Annotated in this window: 18 protein-coding genes and 3 pseudogenes; 15 read left to right on the top strand and 6 right to left on the bottom strand. The window is 33.5% G+C overall.

Annotation, left to right across the window (positions count from 1 at the left end; genetic code table 11):
* Window positions 1-169: 169 nt before the first annotated feature.
* A complete protein-coding gene (locus DN394_RS12690) occupies window positions 170-598 on the bottom strand; it encodes a hypothetical protein (RefSeq protein WP_000873462.1) in 429 nt (142 codons plus the stop codon).
* A gap of 698 nt (window positions 599-1,296) precedes the next feature.
* On the opposite strand from DN394_RS12690, the gene DN394_RS12680 reads away from it, so the two are divergent.
* The 11 genes and pseudogenes from DN394_RS12680 (at window position 1,297) to DN394_RS12630 (ending at window position 11,885) form a co-directional block, all read left to right on the top strand.
* Window positions 1,297-2,034, top strand: a complete 738-nt coding sequence (locus tag DN394_RS12680; protein ID WP_097917652.1) for a DUF975 family protein — start codon at window positions 1,297-1,299, stop codon at window positions 2,032-2,034.
* Between the two features lie 581 nt (window positions 2,035-2,615).
* Window positions 2,616-3,020, top strand: a pseudogene (gene tnpA / locus DN394_RS12675) (IS200/IS605 family transposase).
* 3 nt (window positions 3,021-3,023) lie between these two features.
* Window positions 3,024-4,111, top strand: a pseudogene (tnpB, locus tag DN394_RS12670) (IS200/IS605 family element RNA-guided endonuclease TnpB).
* A 169-nt stretch (window positions 4,112-4,280) separates the two neighbouring features.
* Window positions 4,281-5,456 carry a DUF4272 domain-containing protein gene (locus DN394_RS12665; RefSeq protein ID WP_097916011.1) on the top strand — a complete coding sequence of 392 codons (1,176 nt, stop codon included), beginning with the start codon at window positions 4,281-4,283 and terminating at the stop codon, window positions 5,454-5,456.
* Window positions 5,457-5,869: 413 nt separating this feature from the next.
* On the top strand, window positions 5,870-6,817 hold the full coding sequence (locus DN394_RS12660) for a sugar-binding transcriptional regulator (protein ID WP_000356574.1): 948 nt from the start codon (window positions 5,870-5,872) through the stop codon (window positions 6,815-6,817).
* A 307-nt stretch (window positions 6,818-7,124) separates the two neighbouring features.
* Entirely contained in the window at window positions 7,125-7,796 is a 672-nt protein-coding gene (deoC, locus tag DN394_RS12655; protein ID WP_001017440.1) for a deoxyribose-phosphate aldolase, read from the top strand.
* Window positions 7,797-7,898: 102 nt separating this feature from the next.
* The gene (locus tag DN394_RS12650) at window positions 7,899-9,080 is read left to right on the top strand and encodes a NupC/NupG family nucleoside CNT transporter (protein ID WP_000876170.1); all 1,182 of its coding nucleotides are present in this window, start codon (window positions 7,899-7,901) and stop codon (window positions 9,078-9,080) included.
* 36 nt (window positions 9,081-9,116) lie between these two features.
* On the top strand, window positions 9,117-10,418 hold the full coding sequence (locus tag DN394_RS12645; RefSeq protein WP_001983022.1) for a pyrimidine-nucleoside phosphorylase: 1,302 nt from the start codon (window positions 9,117-9,119) through the stop codon (window positions 10,416-10,418).
* 33 nt (window positions 10,419-10,451) lie between these two features.
* Window positions 10,452-10,847, top strand: a complete 396-nt coding sequence (locus DN394_RS12640; RefSeq protein WP_000358522.1) for a cytidine deaminase — start codon at window positions 10,452-10,454, stop codon at window positions 10,845-10,847.
* 147 nt (window positions 10,848-10,994) lie between these two features.
* Entirely contained in the window at window positions 10,995-11,390 is a 396-nt protein-coding gene (locus tag DN394_RS12635; RefSeq protein WP_016088360.1) for a DUF2871 domain-containing protein, read from the top strand.
* Window positions 11,391-11,405: 15 nt separating this feature from the next.
* Entirely contained in the window at window positions 11,406-11,885 is a 480-nt protein-coding gene (locus DN394_RS12630; RefSeq protein ID WP_098092117.1) for a CcdC family protein, read from the top strand.
* A 47-nt stretch (window positions 11,886-11,932) separates the two neighbouring features.
* On the opposite strand, the gene DN394_RS12625 is transcribed toward DN394_RS12630, so the two are convergent.
* Window positions 11,933-12,163, bottom strand: coding sequence for a DUF896 domain-containing protein (locus tag DN394_RS12625; RefSeq protein ID WP_063224254.1), 231 nt, complete (start codon window positions 12,161-12,163; stop codon window positions 11,933-11,935).
* Between the two features lie 245 nt (window positions 12,164-12,408).
* Here DN394_RS12625 and DN394_RS12620 point away from each other — a divergent pair.
* Window positions 12,409-13,331: pseudogene (locus DN394_RS12620) on the top strand (hypothetical protein).
* Window positions 13,332-13,377: 46 nt separating this feature from the next.
* On the opposite strand, the gene DN394_RS12615 reads toward DN394_RS12620, so the two are convergent.
* Both DN394_RS12615 and DN394_RS12610 read right to left on the bottom strand, forming a co-directional pair.
* Window positions 13,378-14,097: an urease accessory protein UreH domain-containing protein gene (locus DN394_RS12615; protein WP_252197137.1), complete on the bottom strand. Its 720-nt coding sequence runs from the start codon at window positions 14,095-14,097 to the stop codon at window positions 13,378-13,380.
* A gap of 15 nt (window positions 14,098-14,112) precedes the next feature.
* Window positions 14,113-15,096: a F510_1955 family glycosylhydrolase gene (locus DN394_RS12610; protein ID WP_149293840.1), complete on the bottom strand. Its 984-nt coding sequence runs from the start codon at window positions 15,094-15,096 to the stop codon at window positions 14,113-14,115.
* A 221-nt stretch (window positions 15,097-15,317) separates the two neighbouring features.
* Here DN394_RS12610 and DN394_RS12605 point away from each other — a divergent pair, with 221 nt between their 5' ends.
* On the top strand, window positions 15,318-16,601 hold the full coding sequence (locus tag DN394_RS12605; RefSeq protein WP_097993884.1) for an aminopeptidase P family protein: 1,284 nt from the start codon (window positions 15,318-15,320) through the stop codon (window positions 16,599-16,601).
* Window positions 16,602-16,704: 103 nt separating this feature from the next.
* On the opposite strand, the gene DN394_RS12600 is transcribed toward DN394_RS12605, so the two are convergent.
* On the bottom strand, window positions 16,705-17,340 hold the full coding sequence (locus tag DN394_RS12600; protein ID WP_000687275.1) for a pentapeptide repeat-containing protein: 636 nt from the start codon (window positions 17,338-17,340) through the stop codon (window positions 16,705-16,707).
* Between the two features lie 302 nt (window positions 17,341-17,642).
* Here DN394_RS12600 and DN394_RS12595 point away from each other — a divergent pair, with 302 nt between their 5' ends.
* Window positions 17,643-19,298: a multicopper oxidase family protein gene (locus DN394_RS12595; RefSeq protein ID WP_097993886.1), complete on the top strand. Its 1,656-nt coding sequence runs from the start codon at window positions 17,643-17,645 to the stop codon at window positions 19,296-19,298.
* A gap of 54 nt (window positions 19,299-19,352) precedes the next feature.
* Here DN394_RS12595 and DN394_RS12590 read toward each other — a convergent pair whose 3' ends face one another.
* The gene (locus tag DN394_RS12590) at window positions 19,353-19,898 is read right to left on the bottom strand and encodes a hypothetical protein (protein WP_097993887.1); all 546 of its coding nucleotides are present in this window, start codon (window positions 19,896-19,898) and stop codon (window positions 19,353-19,355) included.
* Between the two features lie 331 nt (window positions 19,899-20,229).
* Between DN394_RS12590 and topB the strand changes: the two genes are divergently transcribed.
* Entirely contained in the window at window positions 20,230-22,374 is a 2,145-nt protein-coding gene (gene topB, locus DN394_RS12585; protein ID WP_097993889.1) for a DNA topoisomerase III, read from the top strand.
* Window positions 22,375-22,513 lie beyond the last annotated feature (139 nt).

The raw sequence follows: 22,513 nt of genomic DNA, 5'->3' as shown, positions 1-22,513 counted from the left end.
TCACTCATTACAGTTTCGCTTTATTCATCATATTAGAAGTAGAGAACAAGTAATAGGAATACCCAAGCCTAGACACCCTGACTTTGAAGAAACTTTCTAAACACCTAATCAGTATTTATCGAAAGTCCTTTCGGATAAGAAATCTGTTGATTTGTTATAAAAACGATTATTAAGCCGTTGTAAACCAATATACGGAAAAATAACTTTCTTCCGTTTCCATAACAAAAAATTCATCATTCCATTCTGGTTCATAAGCATAAGCAATTCGGATTCCTTTAATAGGGAACTCGATAGGTTTAATAAGTGGGGCATATCTGTTTCTCAATTCTGTGAATTCTTCTTGGGATATTGTTTTCAGTTCTTCTTGTTCAGCTCTAAATTTTTGTTCGAATTCCCAAATAGGCATATCTTTAACGTGTTTTCCTTTATACCAAAACCAATGCGTATTTCTTCGTTCAATGAATTGGCATGTTGCTGCAAAATCTTCCAAGGTTTTAATTGTGTCGTAACTGTTTTTTCCTTTGCTATGTTCAAAAACATATATTGTCTCTTCACCACAGCTTGATAATTCATCATCTTCTATTACAAAATATTTCATATGTAACATCTCCTAGCTTCTTGTCTTGTAAATAATTAATCTTTTTCTATACCATATTGAACAAGAATAAAAACTAAAAAACTGTTTATGTAAGAATGGATACATTTTTGTTGGGGTTTTCTATATAAAATTATATATATGTTAGCTAGTTTAGCACATTATAAACGTAAGTGCGGATTATGATGAATTGGATAAAATTATTCACGATTTTAACTCATTGTAAAATATGGAATATCGTAAAAAAACTTTTTGCAGACTTAAAGCTAATTTAGCACATAGAAGATTGTGGTATGGTTCACGGACTTGTTGAAAAATATGGTAAGAGAAAGATGCATGAAGAAAAACTGAAATGGCTAATTCCGAGTGTTTTTGATCATTTCGAACTTAATTAAAGCTATTATAGAATGATTTCAGTTTGGTAATGGATTTTATGTAGCAAGTATATTCACTGTGTTTTTAAATAAATTACATGATTAATAGATTGAAAATAAACATACTAAAATTAGTCAAGTAGTGTTAAAAAAACATTAGAAATACTGAATTTGATACTTACTTAAAAATAACACTTTTGGAACAGTTTCACCATTCATTTAGATATTAACGGAATTATATATAATGGAAATTTTGTTAAAATACGCTATTATTCCTTGTGTAAAAGTAATTCATATAAAAGGAAAAAATTGAAAGGTAGGATCAAAATGATTAGTGGCTTAAAAAAAGCGGCCGTATCTTCATTAACAGACAAATGGGGATTGGCGGTATTGTCATCGTTTCTTTATCATATTATTTCTAGGGTTTGTATGCTAATTATAGGATTTCCACTGTTGTTTCTTGGTATCCTATTAAGTGAAATAATGAATTCTAGTTTTTCCATTTCAGGAGACGAAAAGTTAAATGCAGCAGGTGCTATTTCTTATTTACTTGTTTTCGTTGTTCTATTTATTTGTTTAATAGGTGTACAAGGCATTATGAATTATGGGTATCTTAAAGTTACATTGCGTTTAGCAAAAAAAGAATCTACTACAATTGGTGAGTTATTTGAAGGATTTCGAAAAAGTAATGTGTTTAGATCTATAAAGGTGACTACTTTAATGACTGTATACACACTTTTATGGAGTGTATTATTAATTGTACCAGGTATTATAAAATTTATCTCTTATTCTATGGCTTACTATATTTTGTTAGATCATCCAGAATATACGGCGAGTGAAGCAATTAAAAAGAGTCAAGAACTGATGAAAGGACATAAATTAGATTTATTCCTACTATCGTTAAGTTTTATCGGATGGTTTATTTTAGGGGTTATCATCGGATTTTTCACATTTGGTATCCCGTTTCTTTGGATCTATCCATACTACATTACAACAGTATCGCATTTCTACTTGAAAATAGTGAATAGAGATACTGTTATGGAGGAAAAAAAGTTAACTGTTTGATTTTAATTTTGATTCGAAATATTGTATGTATCTTGATTTTATGACAAACACAAAGACTCCATTTTGAAAAAGGAGTGATTAAAATGGAGTTCTTTCTTGAAAAGTGGTGTAAAGATTTTATAAAAAAGTTTGATTGTTTTGTTATCTGTTATTTCACTGACGCCCCCATAACTTTAAGTGCGCTTCTTCATAATCATAATAGTTGTAATAAAAAACATTTTTTCGTTTTAGGTGTTATAAAACCGTTAAATTGATGGGCATATGGCGGCGCTTCTAACTGGATAGTATAATTATTTATATGGACAACTAAGATAATCAAACGGATTTTAGTTGAAGAACAAGCCATAATAAAAAGGCTGTTTAATATATTAATTATGTATAATATATTAAACAATTTATGTTCGCTTGTTTTTCTAAATTTAACGAATTTCCCGAAAGAATTCTCCTTCCTGGGGCGTGTGAAGGGCATAGCCCAACGATAGGTGGGAGATGAATTTCGGTTTTGCGCAGCCAAAAGGCTTTGCCTTTTATTTTCACCTCCAATATAATCAATCTTATAAAGGGTAAAGGTTGGTATATCAATGAAGTTAGATAGCAATAATCATTCAGTGTTCTTATTGTATTATCACCTTGTATTGGTCGTGAAATACAGAAGAAATGTATTTGATGATGATATATCGGACTATGCAAAAGATATGTTTGTCCAACTATCTGAAAATCACAATATTACATTAATCGAATAGAATCATGATGTAGACCATGTGCATATCTTATTCAAGGCACATCCGAATACAGAACTGACAAAGTTCATTAATGCTTATAAAAATTCAAGTTCTCGACTCATCAAGAGAGACTTTCCCCATGTGAGAAAGAAACTTTGGAAAGAAATGTTTTGGTCAAGAAGCTTTTGCTTGATTACTATGGGTGGTTCACCGATAGATGTAGTAAAGAAATATATTGAAAATCAAGGGGAAAGTGAGGTGTAGGAAATGTTAAAATCATACAAATATCGTATCTATCCAAATAAAGAACAACAAATGTTTTTCTCAAAAACATTTGGATGTGTTCGATTTGTATACAACAAGATGCTTGCAGATAGAATCAAATCTTATCAAGAATCACAGGATAAACTTGATAAATCTGTTACATATCCTACGCCTGCACAATATAAGGCTGAATTTCCATTCCTAAAGGAAGTTGATAGTCTTGCGTTGGCGAATGCTCAAATGAATTTGAATAAAGCATACGCTAACTTTTTCAGGGATAAATCGGTTGGATTCCCGAAATTCAAAAGTAAGAAAGATAACCATCGTAGTTATACAACAAATAACCAAAAAGGCACGGTTTACATTGAGAGTGGTTATATCAAGCTGCCCAAACTAAAGACCTTGGTAAGGATTAAACAGCACAGACAATTCTTTGGATTAATTAAGTCTACTACAGTGTCTCAAACACCTACTGGTAAATACTTTGTATCGATTTTAGTAGAAGAAAATGTGCAATTGTTTCCTAAAGTTGATGCAAAAGTTGGTATTGATGTTGGGCTAAAAGACTTTGCAATATTGTCTAATGGCAAGAAATATGAGAACCCTAAATGGTTGAGAAAGCCGAAAGAAGATTAGCCCTTCTGCAGCGCTCTTTGTCGCGCAAAAAGAAAGGTTCAAACAATAGAAATAAGGCCAGGTTACAAGTTGCAAGACTTCATGAGAAGATTGCGAATCAACGCAATGATTTTCTTCACAAGATAAGCAATGAAATCACAAACGAAAACCAAGTAATTGTGATTGAGGACTTGAAAGTGAAGAACATGCAAAAGAATCACAAATTAGCAAAAGCAATCAGTGAAGTATCTTGGGCTAAATTCAGAGAGCACCTTGACTATAAAGCAATATGGAAGGGTCGCGATTTGATAGTCGCACCTAAGAATTATGCGAGTAGTCAATTGTGTTCTTGCTGTGGTTATAAAAATAAGGAAGTCAAGAATCTAAGCCTTAGAGAGTGGACTTGCCCTGAATGCAATAGCCATCATGATAGAGATGTAAACGCAAGTATAAACTTACTAAAATTAGCCACGTAATTTGTATTTTCTATAGGGGTAGGTACTACCCTTATAGCTTGGTAAATATAGATAGCTAATAAAAGTATCTACTTCCCAAGAAGCTCCCACTTCAAACAGCCCGTAAGGACGTTAAGTGGTGAGTAGTTCACTAGCTAAGAAGAATATAAGAATTAGAGGAGGGAGAAAATTGAGGTTTTTTACGATATTTGCATCAAGGAATGATACAAGTGATGTAGAAGGTTTCATTACTCAAGTTTTCCAAAATGGATTCAAGGTTGAACGAAATAAAAATGAATATACCATTCAATCGAAAAGACTATTTGGCAAAAATAAAATTATTATTCGGGTGGATTCTGAAGAATCAACTCCTGATTATTTTTCCAATAATATTCCTGGAATGATGCACATGTACGATCAAATTGAATTTCAAGAAGAACATCTTAAGAGGATGGTTTTGGCACAAATTTCTGTAATTAATACCATAATTGCTATAGAGACGAAGAAGGATTATAGTGATGAATACGTGGAGTTGTTTCTTAAATTACTTAATCAGGTAAACGGTATTGGTTTTATCCCTGATCGAACTCTCATCGGGAATGATGGAAAAGTAATTGTATTTCCGGATGGATCCTCTGGTCCTTCAGAATTTACTCCTCAAGCATGTACGAACAAAATAATGGGACAGAATAATACTTCTACCGATGGGGAGAAAAGAAAACAGAAAGCGATAAGCTACCTGCAAGATAAAGGGATTCCATATATCGAAGGATTGCCTCAATTGCCTCCTTTGACAAGTATTCAGTTAAGAAATCGAGAAGAGATTACGAAGAGAGCGGTAGCTTTGTTGATTGTCATACAATATGCTTGTGATGTTGCCCAAGAAGGAGATTTGAAAATTTCCAAAGAGTTTGTCATGGGGCTGCTGAACAAATTTGATGTGATTGAATCATTAACGAGGCAGGAAAGAAATTTCCTAAATTCAGAGAAACCTGATGTGAAAGAAGCGATACAGATTGCATGGCAGTATGAAGCCCAATGGGTTTTACTTTGGTCAATTGGTCTCGTGAATACACTGAAATTTCCGAAAGAAATCTGTGACTGTCATTATGCAATTAAACTTGTTTCTGATTGTAGTTCTTTTAATGAATTTTATCAACAAACAAGATTGCGAAGTGCAGAAGAGATTTTGGATGAGGCCGACCTCATTTATCGGCTTCATTGGGCTTGTGTACATGATAGAATTAATGAGAGAGAAGCAACTGCAGGTATGCAGGAAAGTATTGTTATTGAAAGACGAAGGGGCTTGTTTTGGTTAATCAATTATAAAAATGAAGATTGGGATTGCATCTCCATGGATACATAATCTATATTCTTTGTTCTGTAGAGCTTTTGTATTTTAGATAATAAAATTATTGCTTCATCAGTTCAATCTCTTACAGAAAAACGGACGGAAATTCCATAGGTATGAGAAAAAACAGTCTTTAATATCCTAGGTCTCATATACAACTTTTCTATGTTAAATAACTTGATTCGTACATTTTGAACGGATTTGTTATCGTTACTGCAGAAAAAGTATGAATTAAATATTACTTGATTTACATGTTTCAAGCGTATCTATATTGAGTTTGTAAATCTACACAATAAGTTTTCATTATATATAATAAGTGTAGTAGAAGTTCAGTTAGATAAAAATTCGGTAGTCGAATTTTTTTGCATAAAGCTGTATAATGCTTGTAACGAAAAGGAAATACAGGAAAGGATATGTAATGAGTTACTATGGATAAAGATAAACAACAATTAAGCGTTGAAGTTGCAAGATTATATTATCAGTCAGATTATAGTCAGCAGGAAATTGCTAATAAATTAAATATTTCAAGGCCGACTATCTCTAGATTATTAAAGTACGCGAAAGAAAAAGGATTTGTTCAAATTAGCATAGCCGATCCATTTGCTGATTTAGATAACGTTGGAAATTTACTGAAAGAAAAGTACAACTTGTTAGAGGCACATGTCGTATTTTCTCCAGTGCCAGAATATGCAACAATTACAGAGTATATTAGTAAATATGCAGCTGAGTATATGGAAAAGACGGTTAAAACTGGTGATATCGTTGGTGTAAGCTGGGGAATGACGATGTATGAAATCGCTAGAAAAATTGTACCACAACATGTAAAAGGTGTAGAAGTTGTTCAGTTAAAAGGTGGTATTAGTCATTCGAGTGTAAATACATATGCGAATGAAACGATTGCTTTATTTGCAGATGCTTTTCAAACGACACCAAGAAATCTACCCCTTCCAGTTATATTTGATAATGCAGTGACAAAAGAATTAGTAGAGCAGGATCGACATATTCATCACATTATCGAAATGGGGAAACAAGCGAATGTTGCAATTTTCACTGTAGGAACAGTGAGAGACGAAGCACTATTATTCCGATTAGGTTATTTCGATAAGGATGAAACGAATTTGCTCAAAAAACAATCGGTCGGTGACATTTGTTCACGTTTCTTTGATGGAGACGGAAAGATTAGTAGCGAAGAGATTAATCAGCGTACAATTGGAATTGAGTTAGAAGAACTGAAATTAAAGAAACGTTCTATTTTAGTTGCTGGTGGTAATAGAAAAATAAAAGCAATTGATGGTGCGTTACGTGGCGGGTATGCAAATGTATTAATTATCGATCAGCATACAGCAAAAGAATTGTTACATTATCAAAAAGGTTAGAAATAAAAGGCTTTCTCAAGATGTTAATTTTGAGAAAGCCTTTTATTTTGTTATGTATGAATTATGGGAGTGTTTTTTGAATACAAATTGCCTTTTTAAAAATAATTATGGATACTGAGATACATACTACCATTGTTAATATAAAAGTTTTGATTTTAAATATGAATTGTTTCTTAGTTAGAATGCGCTTTATTTACTACAAGAAAATTCCTTTTTGAAAAGAATGAACAAAATTTCAAAAGTGTATTTACATTTGTTCAACTAAGAGTTAGAATGAAGTTGTTAAAAGATATGAGGAGTGAAGATAATGAACATTGCAAAGTTAATTGACCATACAATTTTAAAAGCTAATACTACAAAAGAAGATGTTATGAAAGTAATCGAAGAAGCAAAGGAATATAAATTCGCTTCAGTTTGTATTAATCCTACATGGGTAAAGCTAGCTGCTGATGAGTTAGCTGGACATGATGTAGATGTTTGTACTGTAATCGGTTTTCCATTAGGAGCAAGCACTACTGAAACAAAAGCATTTGAAACAAAAGATGCTATCGCAAAAGGTGCAACTGAAGTTGATATGGTAATCAATGTAGGCGCTTTAAAAGATGGCGACAACGAGTTCGTTGAAAAAGATATTTATGAAGTAGTACAAGCAGCAAAAGGAAAAGCGCTTGTAAAAGTAATCATTGAAACTTGCCTATTAACAGATGAAGAGAAAGTACGCGCTTGTGAATTATCAGTAAAAGCTGGTGCTGACTTCGTAAAAACTTCAACTGGATTCTCAACTGGCGGAGCAACTGCTGAAGACATCGCATTAATGCGCAAAACAGTTGGACCAAACGTTGGTGTAAAAGCATCTGGTGGCGTTCGTACACGTGAAGATGCAGACAAAATGGTAGCTGCTGGAGCTTCTCGCGTTGGAGCAAGTGCTAGTGTTGCAATCGTATTAAATGATGCAAAAGGTGCTACAGATAACTACTAATCATTAATGAAGTTAAGAGCAATAGATACACAACGTAAAGTGTATCTATTGCTTTAACAATTGAAAAGAATGTAAGCGGATACGAATGGGAGGAGACGGCTTATGAAATATTTAATCGGTATTTTTGGCCTCGTATTGATTTTAGGTATCGCTTGGCTTGCTAGTAATGATAGAAAGAAAGTCAAATATCGCCCAATCATAACGATGGTTATATTACAATTCATTTTGGGGTTTTTATTATTAAATACAAGTGTAGGGAATATATTAATTAGCGGAATAGCAGATGGTTTTGGAGAGCTATTAAAATATGCAGCTGACGGTGTGAATTTCGTATTTGGTGGATTAGTAAATCAAAAAGAGTTTTCGTTCTTTTTAAGTGTATTAATGCCAATCGTATTTATCTCAGCTTTAATAGGTATTTTGCAACACATTAAAGTATTACCTATTATTGTGAAATCTATCGGTCTAGCATTAAGTAAAGTAAATGGAATGGGGAAACTAGAATCATATAACGCTGTTGCTTCTGCGATTTTAGGACAATCTGAAGTGTTTATTTCAGTTAAGAAACAACTAGGATTATTGCCAGAGAAAAGAATGTATACATTATGTGCATCTGCAATGTCTACCGTTTCAATGTCTATCGTTGGGTCGTATATGGTGTTATTAAAACCACAATATGTTGTAACCGCTTTAGTGCTTAACTTATTCGGTGGTTTTATTATCGCTTCTATCATTAACCCTTATGAAGTTACTGAAGAAGAAGATATGTTAGAAGTACAAGAAGAAGAGAAAAAGACTTTCTTTGAAGTATTAGGGGAATACATTATAGATGGATTTAAAGTTGCAATTACAGTAGCAGCTATGTTAGTCGGTTTCGTTGCTTTAATCGCATTCATTAATGCAGTATTTAAAGGTGTAATCGGTATTTCATTCCAAGAAATTCTTGGTTATGTATTTGCACCATTTGCATTTATTATGGGTGTACCTTGGCATGAAGCAGTTAATGCCGGAAATATTATGGCAACAAAATTAGTATCAAATGAATTTGTCGCTATGACAGATTTAGCACAAGGAAACTTTAATTTCTCAGATAGAACGACAGCGATTATATCTGTATTCTTAGTTTCATTTGCAAACTTCTCTTCAATTGGAATTATTGCAGGGGCAGTTAAGAGCTTAAATGAAAAGCAAGGGAATGTAGTCGCAAGATTTGGTTTGAAATTACTTTTCGGTGCAACATTAGTAAGTTTCTTATCAGCAACGATCGTTGGCTTATTATTTTAATAGATTCATATCATATAAAAAGGAATGGTGATTGTAATGAGAATGGTAGATATTATTGCAAAAAAACGTGACGGCAAAGAATTAACGACTGAAGAAATCAAATTCTTTATTAATGGATATACAGACGGAAGTATTCCTGATTATCAAGTGAGTGCACTTGCAATGGCAATCTTCTTTAAAGATATGACAGATCGCGAACGTGCAGATTTAACGATGGCGATGGTTGAGTCTGGAGAAACGATTGACTTATCAGCAATTGAAGGAATTAAAGTAGACAAACATTCAACTGGCGGTGTTGGTGATACAACAACATTAGTATTAGGACCATTAGTAGCTGCTTTAGATGTACCAGTAGCAAAAATGTCTGGTCGTGGATTAGGACATACAGGCGGAACAATTGATAAATTAGAAGCGGTAGAAGGATTCCACGTTGAAATTACGAAAGAGCAGTTCATTGATATTGTAAACCGTGACAAAGTAGCTGTTATTGGACAAACAGGAAACTTAACACCTGCAGATAAAAAGATTTATGCATTACGCGATGTAACAGGAACAGTAAACTCAATTCCTTTAATCGCAAGTTCAATTATGAGTAAAAAAATTGCAGCTGGTGCTGACGCAATCGTACTTGATGTAAAAACAGGTGCTGGCGCATTTATGAAAACAGAAGAAGATGCAAAAGAATTGGCACATGCAATGGTACGTATCGGAAATAATGTAGGACGTCAAACTATGGCTGTTATTTCAGACATGTCACAACCTCTTGGATTTGCGATTGGTAACGCTCTAGAAGTGAAAGAAGCGATTGATACGTTAAAAGGCGAAGGTCCAGAAGATTTAACCGAATTAGTACTCGTATTAGGTAGCCAAATGGTCGTACTTGCGAAAAAAGCAAATACGTTAGAAGAAGCTCGTGAAATGCTAATTGAAGTTATGAAAAACGGAAAAGCAACCGAGAAATTTAAAGAGTTCTTAAGCAACCAAGGTGGAGACAGTTCAATTGTAGACAATCCAGAAAAAATGCCACAAGCGAAGTATGTAATTGATGTACCTGCTAAAACTTCAGGTGTTATTTCAAACATTGTTGCAGATGAAATCGGTATCGCAGCTATGTTACTTGGTGCTGGCCGTGCAACAAAAGAAGATGAAATCGATTTAGCGGTAGGATTAATGTTACGTAAAAAAGTTGGCGATGCAGTAAAAGAAGGCGAGCCATTCGTAACAATCTATGCAAATCGTGAAAATGTAGAAGATGTAAAAGCTAAAATTTATGAAAACATTTCTATTGCTGAAACAGCAGTGGCTCCTAAATTAGTTCATACAGTTATTACTGACTAATCATAATTACACTTACTTTAAGGAGGAAATAATATGGATAAGAAAAAATATATCGAAGAAGCAAATAAGATGTTAGCAAAAGCATATATTCCGTATTCGAAATTTCCTGTTGGTGCAGCATTAGTTACGAAAGAAGGCAAAATCTATACTGGTTGTAATATAGAAAATGCTTCTTACGGTTTATGTAACTGTGCAGAAAGAACAGCGATCTTTAAAGCAGTATCAGAAGGGGAGCGCGATTTTAGTTACTTAGTTATTACAGGCGAAACGGACGGACCAATTTCACCATGTGGTGCTTGTAGACAAGTAATTGCTGAATTCTGTGAACCGAAAATGCCAGTTTTACTAACGAATGTAAAAGGTGATGAAAAAGAAGTGACTGTAGAGCAGTTACTGCCTGGTGCCTTTTCAATTGAAGACTTAAAATAAATTAAAAGGTCATTCCACAATTAATAGTTGTGGAATGGCCTTTTTTATTTTCAATAATAGAATGTAATATTTTGTTCATATTCCGTTCATAAACTTTCCGTAAAATGATTTCAGCGAATATAGAAAGTTTACAACAGGGGGAATAAAATGAAGAAATTATATAATGCAGCATTCATTTACTTAATTATCGGTTTATTATCAGGAGTATTTGCAAGAGAGTATTCGAAAGCACAAGGAATTAAAGGATCCACAATGTTGCAATTAGTGCATACACACGTATTAGTGCTCGGCTTCGTCTTCTTTTTAATTGCTTTAGCTTTATGTAAAGTATTTCATGTCCATGAAACAAAGAGTTTTCATGCATGGTTTGTTGTTTATAATGTAGGAGTAATTTTTACTGTCGCTACAATGCTATGGAGAGGACTTTTACAAGTAAATGGAACTGACTTTAATGGTTTAAGCCATATGGCTGGATTAGGTCATGTTATTATAAGTATCGGGCTCGTTTGGTTTATGATTTTGCTCAAAAAGTCTTTTAAATAGATAGGAGTGGAGAGTATGATCGCACTTTTATCAAGTGTCGTAGCAGTCTGTATGGCTGTTGGAGTGATGTTTCTGCGCTTTAAAGCAGCGAAGAAGCCGGTAACGAAAAAGAAAATTATATTGCCGCCAATTTTTATGAGTACTGGCGCCATGATGTACTTTTTACCGGAATTTCGATTAACATCGTTAGAAATAGTAGAGGCAATTATCGCAGGGCTTATTTTCTCTATATTTCTTATTAAAACAACAAAATTTGAAATAAGAGATGAACAAATATATATGAAACCGTCAAAAGCATTTATATTAATTTTAGTCGGATTATTAGCTGTACGAGTAGCGTTGAAATCATATTTAAGTCAATCGATTGATTTAGCAGAGTTAAGCGGAATGTTTTTCTTACTCGCATTTGCCATGATTGTGTCGTGGAGAATTGCGATGTATCGTTCGTTTACTAAATTAGAAAAAACAATAAAAAGAGCTGGAATTTCTAAATAGGAATCCTGGCTCTTTTTATGTTTTATTGAAATTCTTTAGTGCGGAACTCATTTGCTTAATTTTAAACGTATTTGAGCATCTTGTAATGCGGCTGGTGTAACGTTAAGACCATGTTGATCAACAATTTTTGTGTTTAATAAAATGGAATCTAAGCTTCCACGAAATGTTTGTGTATAGTTTTGACGCAACATTTGTTGTTCTTGTTTTTCATCAACTGTTAATCCAGATGCTTTTTCTTTTTTTGATAATTCGTTAATACGGAATAAAATGTTTTTCATTTGTTTCACCTCTAGTTAGATTTAATTATATTAGTTACTTACTAATATATAGTTATTGTAACGTATCTTTTAATAAGTGTCAATGCCTGTAAATATTCCTTGTTTTGTATGTGTATGGAATGATAGAGAATGTAAATAAATACTAATACTTGAAATAGAAAAGATGTTAATATACAATACCTTAGTAGGGTATATAAAAATTGTTTTAAATTATGAGAGTAATAAGCAAAAAGGAGTATGTAATAATGAATGCAGTAATTTCAAAGAAAGAAACAATCATCTCATATACGATTGCTATTTTATTTATTTTAGCTATGGTAACAGTAGGTGTGTTATTAAATGATCCAGAAGTCATTTTGCCGGAAATAGCGGCAATGGCAATCGCTTTATGGGCATACCGTGAGCCGGGATGGCTAAGACACCAGAAAAAATCTTTATTGCGCCGTCAATAACAGCTGTGATTGGTTTTATGGTGAATCAAATGGATATAGCCTATTTAGGGAAAGTAAGCTTAACACTTGTATTCATGATGTTGTTTTTACGTGTTATTCAGTCCAATTTAGCACCATCTATTGCGACAGGTTTATTACCATTAGTAACAAATGCGACGGAATGGTCATTTATTATCTCAGTCTTCGTTTTGACATTTATTTTAATGATTGGTGTTCTTATATTTAAATTGAACAACGGTATTGAGCGAAAAGTGAATATACAGTATAAATATATGACTGTATTTCTAATACTAAATTTCGTTTGGATCAGTTTATGTTGGATAACTGGTTATGAACAATTAGCGGTTATTCCGCCAATTCTAGTCGTTGTGTATGAATCACTTCAAAAACCGATGTACAATGAAAAAATGGCATTTAAACAAATAGTAGTATTAACTACATCAGCAACTGTTGGAACTTTATTGTATTTTGCAATTGATTCATGGATTGTAGTCACCTTATTCAATATGATATTAATGCTTATTTTATTAAAAATAGTTGGAGTACGTATTCCAGCAGCTTATGCATTTCCCTTACTTCCGCTCGTATTTCCTGATGAAATGATAAAAATGTTACCAGTAGGTTCATTCATTGCAGGGATATTTTTATTTGGTGCAGTACTATTGTATAAGAAGTGGGAGATGAAGCAAAAGGGCATGCAGAAGAGTGAAATATAATTTGTAAAAAAGGTAAGTTCAAATCACTTGAACTTACCTTTTTTATTTATACCCAATATAAGGATATATCATAAATTCCAACTAAAATGAGTAGTACCCCTGCTATAAGTTGAATGTTTTTTCCTATTTTTCGGCTCTTTTTAAGTAGTGCTCCATTTAATCCAAGGTAGGAGATGATGAACAGTAATATAACGATAGGGAGAGCAGTTCCTATCGAAAAGAATGTCGGAAACAAGTAACCATAATTATATGAGAAAGATAAAGGGATTAACGTTCCGAAAAATAGAACGAACATAGTCGGACAGAAAGCTAAGGAAAAGAAGAATCCAAGTAAAAATGAGCCAACCTCATTTTGTTTTCGTATAAATTTGATTGAGAAGAAACTTCTCCCTTTTATAATACCTGCCAACATTAGCCCCATTAAAATTAATAAAGGTCCAATTATTTTTCGTAACCATGGGAAATACAAAGTTAATATTTGCTGAATCTCTTTTCCTAAAAACCATACTAATAGTCCAAGTGTCGTAAAAGCTATTATTTTTCCTAAAATGAATAACAATATATGTTTCCATGCATGTCCCTTTTGTAAAGATTGATTCCCATAAAGTGTAATAGCGCTAATGTTTCTTGTTAATTGGCAAGGAGCAAGGGTACCTACAATGCCTAATAAAAATGCAAATAAAAGAGGAATTGATTTCGTAGCATTCGCGACATCCATTAAAGGAGACATGAGTTGATAACTCCACTCGCTAATTGTTGAAAACACGTTATATTCACCTTTCTAATTAAATTGAAATGCTCCTTCTTTCGTAATCTGCTTCCAAGTTTTCCCCTCATCTGTAGAAAGGAACACATTTGCTTTCATTGTAGCAAATACTATTTCAGATGAATTTTGAGGATTTTGTGATATGTACATAATTGCATCTTTAGAATCTAAAGATGGAGTTTGTATGTTTGTTTCTTCATTTGTAGCAATTGATTTCTTCGTTATCATTTGCTTATTAATAGGGGCGTAAAAAACATCTTCATTACTTAATGTAACTGCTGTCGATTCAAGTGATGTAGAGAATAGTTCAAATGTATTTCCGTAATCTGTAGATAAGTAAACACCATCTTTAGCACTTACCGCGACTACACTAGATTGATCAGGGTGTACGGAAAAGGAATGAATTGTACTTGAAAGACCTTTTAACTTACTATTTTTCCAATCTTGTCCGTTGTTCGTACTGAAATAAAAACCTTGTTGTAATTTAGAATTTGGACGCTCATTGTATAAATAAATTGCTTCCGTATTATATCCGACAGCAAGGTTATGAAAATCAGATTCTCCATAAAACGCTAGCTTCTCGAGGGTATTACCGCCATCAGAACTTTTCATTAATCCTAAAGGATTTTTTAAATTTGCATCTGGTTCAGGGTGGCCGCTGGCAAAGAACCCATTCTTCGTTGCCTGAAATCCCATATAATCATGTAGCTCAGTTTTAGTTTCAAACCATTTTCCATTTTGATAAACTTTTATACCACTGTGAGTGGCGATAGAAACTCCGGGCATATTTCCTGCATAGCCAATTCCGTGAATGTGCTCGATTTTTCCAGATGTAGTTTCCTTATAGAAGTTTTGCGGACTCGTATTTACTGTTTCTGTATGTTTTCGTTGAGATTGCACCGTGTCTTTCTTCACTGGTGCTGTTTCGGCGTTGCTAGAACATCCTGTAATGATGAATAAAGAAGTAATTGCTATCCCTGTTGCTACATAATATTTCAAAGTTGTAGCTCCTTTCCTATATATGAGATTTTAAGTATATGGAATAAATGTCAAGAAATTGTGGAGTGGTATGCATAATTTAGATTGGAATGGGCACTAGTAATGAAAATTTTCCTTTTTCTATGAGTACTATCAATTGACGAAAAATTATAACAATAATAAAATGAATTGTATTGGGTAATTAGATTTACAAGTATACATAGAACGCTAGGGGGATTATTATGAAATCAACATTTTTTGCTCAAAATAGAGAACGATTAGTAAACACATTACCAGATGAATCTATTACTATTTTATTTGCTGGACAAGCACCTCATATGTCAGCGGATGCACATTATAAATTTGTGCCGAATCGAAATTTTTACTATGTAACAGGAATCGAGGAACCAAATGTTATTTTCATGTTGAAGAAGTTTGGAAATAGTGTTGAAGAAACACTGTTCATTGAAAAATCGGATCCAGTCATGGAAAAATGGGTCGGTAAAACAGTTTCTAACGAAGAAGCAGAGAAAATTTCAGGTATAAAGAAAGTTGTATATTTAGATAGCTTTGAAAAGACAATGTCAAATATATTTTTTACAGAAAATGTGAAGCATCTATATTTAGATTTAGAGCGTCGTGAGTGGAATGGTACGGAGACAAAAACGCTTGCTTTTGCTAAACATGTAAGAGAACAGTATCCACACGTTTTAGTTGGTAATGTATATCCGAATATTTGTGAATTACGAGTGTTTAAAACAGAAGAAGAAATTGAAATCATTAAAGAAGCGATTGCTGTAACGAAAGAGGGCATTTACAACGTACTTAAGCATGCAAAAGCTGACATGATGGAGTATGAATTAGAAGCTCAGTTTGATTTCACATTGAAGTCATCTGGCATTAAGCATCATGCATTCAATACAATTTTGGCAAGTGGGAAAAATGCTACAGTTCTTCATTATGAAGACAATGATGCACAAATTCAAAATGGCGATTTAGTACTGCTAGATTTAGGCGCTCAAAAAGACTACTATAACGCTGATATTAGTTATACATTCCCGGCAAATGGAACATTCTCTAGTCGCCAAAAACAAATGTATAATATTGTATTAAAAGCATTGAAAGAAACAACGGAACTGATTAAGCCAGGAGTAAAGTTTGCTGCATTAAATGAGCATACAAAAAAGGTGCTAGCAGAAGAGTGTAAAGCTATTGGTTTAATTCAAGAAGATGAGGAACTATCTAAATATTATTATCATGGTGTGAGCCATTTCCTCGGTTTAGATACGCATGATGTAGGAACATATAAAGATAGAGTGTTAGAAGAAGGCATGGTTATAACAATTGAACCTGGTCTTTATATTGAAGAAGAAGCAATTGGAATTCGTATTGAAGATGACATTCTTGTAACGAAAGACGGACATGAAAACTTGTCAAAAGATATCATTAGAGAAGTTGAGGAAATCGAAGAGTTTATGAGCGAAAATAATGAACATATAAAGGGAAAACAGGTCGTAGTTAAATAATAAGAAAAAAGGTAAGCATTAATTTATTTGAACTTTACCTCGAATCGTGGATACTTAAAAAAGTCCATGATTCGGGATAGAGTTCTATGCTACCTTGGAAATACTAATCTTTAATCACTAATCCCAATAAAGTTGCGAACTGAACAGCTTGATATGTTGATACTTTACATCCTCTTAAATCGTTCACTGAAACTGTAAGTGTATCAAAATTAGAAGAACTAATATCTATCCCCTTCAGTGATGTTTGATCAAAATTAGCTTCGTCAAGGCTACATAATTGGAATTTAACTTTTTTTAGTTTACAATCAAAAAAATCTGCATTATTTAATGAAGTTTCATTAAATATAATTTTTTCTAGTTTAGAATTTCCAAATGCCGCTAAATTCAAAATTGAATTCTCAAATTTAACATTTCCTAAGCTAGATTCTGTAAGGTTAACTCCAATTAATTTACTATTTTTAAATTCAACTCTGTGAACAGAAGAATTGCTTAAATTAACATTTGATAAATCGCAGTTTTCAAAACAAACATCTGTGATATCAATATTGCTAAAGTCTGTATTAGTGAACTTACAATTTTTTATCACTGCATTATATAAGCGCACTTTATCTACAGATTCATTTTCGAAAGTGGAGTCTATAATTTCACACATTTCCAATGTTTGATCTTCTTCATAAAAAATATCTTGAAAATTCTTTGAAGATAACTCTGGTGAAATTTTTGGTCTATCAATTTTCATAGTATATCAATCCTCTTCTTTTTGATATATGAGTGTAATTCAGGTTTAGTGTCTTTTTTAGAAAGAACATTAGTTCTTATTATACACAAACCTACCTTTTTTTGTGAAGAGCATTTTTAGTTACTTTTTTTATTTAAAAGCAGCAGTGTTTTTTTAGGATTACTATTAGTTCACTTCGTACTTTCTACATAATATAACCAATTTTCTTTTACAAGCGTAAGAGCAATATTTAATTACATCTCCTTATTTTCTTGAAAATCATTTTTTATAATGATTTTGAAAAAGAAAAAGGAGGGGTTTCCATGAAGAGATTTGTTTTAACAGCAGTTACAGTCTCTGTCATATCTTTAATTGCTGCATGTTCTGCGACCACAAATACAACAAACGATCATAAAAATATGAATGATAAAAAAACAACACAGACTGAAACGGCTATAAAACCATTGAAAGTTGAAAAAGGACCAGAAGTTACTTTAATAGCGAAAGAAGAAAAGCAAAAATTAAGTAACGGTGTTATTGTTCCAGTCTGGACATTTAATGGCTCATCTCCTGGTCCAGAAATTCGGGTGAAAAAAGGCGAAAAGGTGAAAGTGACATTAAAAAATGAACTATCGGCACCAGTATCTATTCATTGGCATGGGTATCCTGTCCCAAATAATATGGATGGAATTCCAGGTGTGACGCAAGATGCGGTTGAATCTGGAAAAAGTTTCACCTATGAGTTTGAAGCGAACGTACCAGGAACGTATTGGTATCATTCACATCAAGATTCTGTAAATCAATTAGATAGAGGTTTGTATGGAGCGCTAATTGTAGAAGATACAAAGGAAAAATATGATAAAGATTATACATTAATGTTAGATGAATGGGTAACAGATAAAGAAGAGATTAATAAACAGTTAAAAGAAATGACAAAAGGAAAAACAGAAAAAGCAGATGGTAATAAATCTAGTAAGGATAATGAAAATACGAAAAAGAATGATGATAGGAACGACATGGATCATTCCGGTATGGACATGGGCAGTGATAAAAAAGACTCTAGTAATATGGCAGGAATGGACCATGGAAATATGAAGATGGAAGGTCATGATATGAGTATGTATGATTTATTCACAATCAATGGTAAAAGCGGGGACTTAGTAGAACCATTAAAAGTGAATAAGGGAGATAAAGTTCGTCTTAGACTCGTTAATGCTGGTTATCTATCACATGATATACACGTTCACGGTCATGATATAAAAGTAATTGCGACAGATGGTCAACCAATAAACGATCCAAAAGTTATAAAGGATAAAGTAATTTCAATCGCACCTGGTGAACGTTATGATATTGAATTTACTGCTAATAATCCTGGGAAATGGTATGTTGAAGACCATTCAGCAAATAAAGGTGCAAAAGGAATGAAAGCTGTTATTGAATATGATGGCAGCAAAGAGATGAAAGATAAAGCAGATGAAAAAGAAAAATTACCGAAATTAGATATGACAAAATATGGTGCTAAAAAATTAGGTAGTTTCACGTTAGACCAGCAGTACACTGCCACATATAATATGGACTTGAATACGCAAATGAATGGAAATGAAATGGTATATACAATTAACGGAAAGGTATTTCCGGACATTGACCCGATTCCAGTAAAAAAGGGTGATTTAGTAAAAGTAAAATTGGTAAATCGTTCTAAAATGGACGATCATCCGATGCATTTACATGGTCACTTCTTCCAGGTGTTGAGTAAAGATGGAAAACCGATAGAAGGTTCTCCAATTGTGAAAGATACTTTGAACCTAAAACCAGGTGAAGAATATGAAGTAGCCTTTGTAGCATCCAATCCGGGTGATTGGATGTTCCACTGTCATGATTTACACCATGCTTCAGCGGGGATGGTAACAGAAGTGAAATATACAGATTATAAATCTGATTATGTTCCAAACCGAAACATTCCTAATAAGCCAGAATAAAATGAATAAGCAGTTATCCTATGGATAGCTGCTTATTCATTTTCGGTGTAAGAGTCAATGTATATGTTGATCATGCCCGGGTGAAGGTGGGGGAGTATGATCTGGGAATGTCACGAATACGGCAACGATAATTGCCGCACTAATTGATAGTAATAACAAAAAACGCCGTTGAATAAAAGTAGAAAATGTGTCTGATAAAAGTTGAATCATACATGACATAGTTATTGTTATCGAAAGTAAAAGACTAATAAACAGTATACTATGAGCTTGTTGAGCGTTTAACATTTCTGTAATCATTGCTCCCATCATACTTGCCATTAGTCCAGAAAACATTCCTTCCAAAGCGGTAAATAGGTGAAACCGTAGACCGACTAAAAAACCGATACAACTACTAATCAAAATCGCAAGCAAAGTAGAATATAGTAATTCACCTTTAAAAAGAATACCTAAATAAAAACCGATACTTAAACCCGTACTCATACTAAAAGACATAATAAATACCATATACTCCATTAGGGTACCGTTACGTTTAGAAATGTAAGATGTAATAAGAATCGAGATACAACAAAGTGTTAAGGTGGTTGCTGTGTAAGCGAACATTATGATACCTCCCTGTCCTATCGTTCATTTCATCATATGTTCGTATGGAGAATACTTATGCTTATTTATATCTGCATATTATCTGCACAATTTCATAAATGTAAGTAAGTAGGTGCTTGATTTTTTGAGCATCTTTTTTATTTGTGAGCATGAGAAAGAAATTGTTATATAACGAGTTTCTATTGTGAAGCTATAAAGAATAAGCGTATAATATTATAGTTATCCCATTACTGGGTAACCCGCGAATGATAAATAAGATTGTTCTTTTATCATCGCCTCTAAACAGATAGACAATGAAAGTAACACTGGAATACAGATAGGGAGTTATAAAATGAAATTAATTATTGCCGAGAAACCAGATCAAGGTTTGGCTCTTGTTTCACAATTTAAATATCGCCGGAAAGATGGGTATTTAGAAGTAGAAGCGAATGAGTTATTTCCAAATGGAGCGTACTGTACATGGGCAATTGGTCATTTGACGCAGTTATGTAATCCAGAGCATTATCACGCGGAGTGGAAAAAATGGTCACTTAATACGTTACCTATGATTCCAGAGCGTTTTCAATTTGAAGTAACAAAGTCAAAGTATAAGCAATTTAACGTTGTGAAACAGCTGTTACATAATCCACAGGTAACAGAAATTATTCACGCGGGCGATGCCGGGCGTGAAGGGGAATTGATTGTACGAAACATTATTAATCTTTGTAACGTACAAAAGCCGATGAAACGTCTTTGGATTTCATCTTTAACGAAGCAAGCTATATATCAAGGATTTAAAAACTTGCTTGATGAATCAGATACTATCAATACGTACTATGAGGCGTATACAAGGTCATGTGCGGACTGGGTCGTTGGTATGAATGCATCGCGTGTCTTTAGTATTTTGCTAAAGAAAAAAGGAATGAACGATGTATTTTCAGCTGGACGTGTACAAACACCGACACTCGCATTAATTGTAAAGCGTGAAAAAGAAATAGAAAACTTTAAGTCGGAGCCGTTTTGGGAAGTGTTCGCAACCTTTAATATAGAAGGAAAGAAGTATGAGGGGAAATGGGAGAAGGATAGTGAATCCCGCTTAAAAGACCCTGATATGGCAAATAAAATTGCAGCATTTTGCCAAGGTAAACCGGCTGTAGTAAAAGAAATGAAAACGGAGCGTAAAGAGTTTCAGCCACCGTTTTTATTTAATTTATCAGCACTGCAAGCGACAGCTAATAAAGCTTTTAAATTTTCACCGAAAAAGACGCTTGATATAACACAAGCACTATATCAAAAAGGGATAGTTTCTTATCCGCGTTCGGATTCTAACTATGTTACACAAGGAGAGGCAGCGACGTTCCCTGATATTTTACAGAAGTTAAGTCAGTTTGATGAATATAAAGGGTTATTACCAGCTCCAGTTGAATCGATTATGAATAATAAGCGTTATGTGAATGAAAAAAAAGTTACAGATCACTACGCCATTATTCCGACAGAGCAAGTTACAAATCCAAGCAAACTATCAGGTGATGAAAAGAAAATTTACGATATGATCGTAAGAAGACTGATTGCGGCGCATTATGAAGTAGCAATCTTTGACTACACAACGATTACAACTCTTGTAGACGAACGTGCTGAATTTATTTCAAAAGGAAAACAGCAAATTCAAGAAGGTTGGCGTAAAGTTATTTTCCAAGATGATAAAGATGACGAAACAATTCTTCCAATTGTCGCAGAAGGTGAACAAGGGAAAGTTGTAAAGGTGAAAGTGAAAGAAGGAAAAACACAGCCGCCGAAACGTTATACAGAAGGACAACTTATTACGTTAATGAAAACGGCAGGTAAGTATTTAGAGAACGAAGAGCTTGAGAAAGTATTAAAGAAAACAGAAGGTTTAGGTACAGAGGCAACTCGCGCTGGAATTATTACGATGCTGAAAGACCGTAAATATATAGATGTGAAGAAAAACCAAGTGTATGCAACCGATAAAGGGAAAGTATTAATTACCGCAATCGGTGATAAAATATTGGCTTCACCAGAAATGACAGCGAAATGGGAGCAGCGCCTTGCGGAAATTGGGGAAGGTACAGCATCACCAGCTACATTTATGGAACAAACGAAAAAGCTATCAGCGAAAATTATTGAAGATGCAGTGGAAATGTCGGAGAAGTGGGATTTCACTGGATTACATGTTGAATCGATTGAGCGAAAAGGATCGAAATTTACAACTGGTAAAAAGGTTGGTAGTTGTAAAAAATGTGATGGCGACGTGATTGATAAGTCAACGTTTTACGGTTGTTCTAACTACAATACAACGCAATGTGACTTTACCATCTCGAAGAAAATATTAAGTAAAACAATTTCGCAAAAGAATATGACAAAGCTCTTAAAAGGTGAAAAGACCGATTTAATTAAAGGCTTTAAAAAAGGCGAGAAAACGTTTGATGCGATGTTAGAGTGGAAAGAAAATAAGATTAATTTTGTGTTTGAGAATTAAGTAGTTTTAATAAATAAAAGGTTAAGTTTGAAAAATATGGATAGAAAAGAGAAAGCATGACAGTTTTATGTCATGCTTTTTTTACTTTGTAATTACAGGATTTTGTATGCTAAATATAAAAATAGTATTTAAATAGGAC

The organism is Bacillus sp. BB081, assembly GCF_008368895.1.
Taxonomy (GTDB): domain Bacteria; phylum Bacillota; class Bacilli; order Bacillales; family Bacillaceae_G; genus Bacillus_A; species Bacillus_A wiedmannii.
This window is presented reverse-complemented; position numbering and strand designations above follow the sequence as displayed.

What these genes read in the sequence shown, in the direction of transcription:
- DN394_RS12690 (WP_000873462.1), bottom strand. Translation starts at nt 598, where the DNA reads ATGAAATATTTTGTAATAGAAGATGATGAATTATCAAGCTGTGGTGAA.
- DN394_RS12680 (WP_097917652.1), top strand. Translation starts at nt 1,297, where the DNA reads ATGATTAGTGGCTTAAAAAAAGCGGCCGTATCTTCATTAACAGACAAA.
- DN394_RS12660 (WP_000356574.1), top strand. Translation starts at nt 5,870, where the DNA reads ATGGATAAAGATAAACAACAATTAAGCGTTGAAGTTGCAAGATTATAT.
- deoC (WP_001017440.1), top strand. Translation starts at nt 7,125, where the DNA reads ATGAACATTGCAAAGTTAATTGACCATACAATTTTAAAAGCTAATACT.
- DN394_RS12650 (WP_000876170.1), top strand. Translation starts at nt 7,899, where the DNA reads ATGAAATATTTAATCGGTATTTTTGGCCTCGTATTGATTTTAGGTATC.
- DN394_RS12645 (WP_001983022.1), top strand. Translation starts at nt 9,117, where the DNA reads ATGAGAATGGTAGATATTATTGCAAAAAAACGTGACGGCAAAGAATTA.
- DN394_RS12640 (WP_000358522.1), top strand. Translation starts at nt 10,452, where the DNA reads ATGGATAAGAAAAAATATATCGAAGAAGCAAATAAGATGTTAGCAAAA.
- DN394_RS12635 (WP_016088360.1), top strand. Translation starts at nt 10,995, where the DNA reads ATGAAGAAATTATATAATGCAGCATTCATTTACTTAATTATCGGTTTA.
- DN394_RS12630 (WP_098092117.1), top strand. Translation starts at nt 11,406, where the DNA reads ATGATCGCACTTTTATCAAGTGTCGTAGCAGTCTGTATGGCTGTTGGA.
- DN394_RS12625 (WP_063224254.1), bottom strand. Translation starts at nt 12,163, where the DNA reads ATGAAAAACATTTTATTCCGTATTAACGAATTATCAAAAAAAGAAAAA.
- DN394_RS12605 (WP_097993884.1), top strand. Translation starts at nt 15,318, where the DNA reads ATGAAATCAACATTTTTTGCTCAAAATAGAGAACGATTAGTAAACACA.
- DN394_RS12600 (WP_000687275.1), bottom strand. Translation starts at nt 17,340, where the DNA reads ATGAAAATTGATAGACCAAAAATTTCACCAGAGTTATCTTCAAAGAAT.
- DN394_RS12595 (WP_097993886.1), top strand. Translation starts at nt 17,643, where the DNA reads ATGAAGAGATTTGTTTTAACAGCAGTTACAGTCTCTGTCATATCTTTA.
- DN394_RS12590 (WP_097993887.1), bottom strand. Translation starts at nt 19,898, where the DNA reads ATGTTCGCTTACACAGCAACCACCTTAACACTTTGTTGTATCTCGATT.
- topB (WP_097993889.1), top strand. Translation starts at nt 20,230, where the DNA reads ATGAAATTAATTATTGCCGAGAAACCAGATCAAGGTTTGGCTCTTGTT.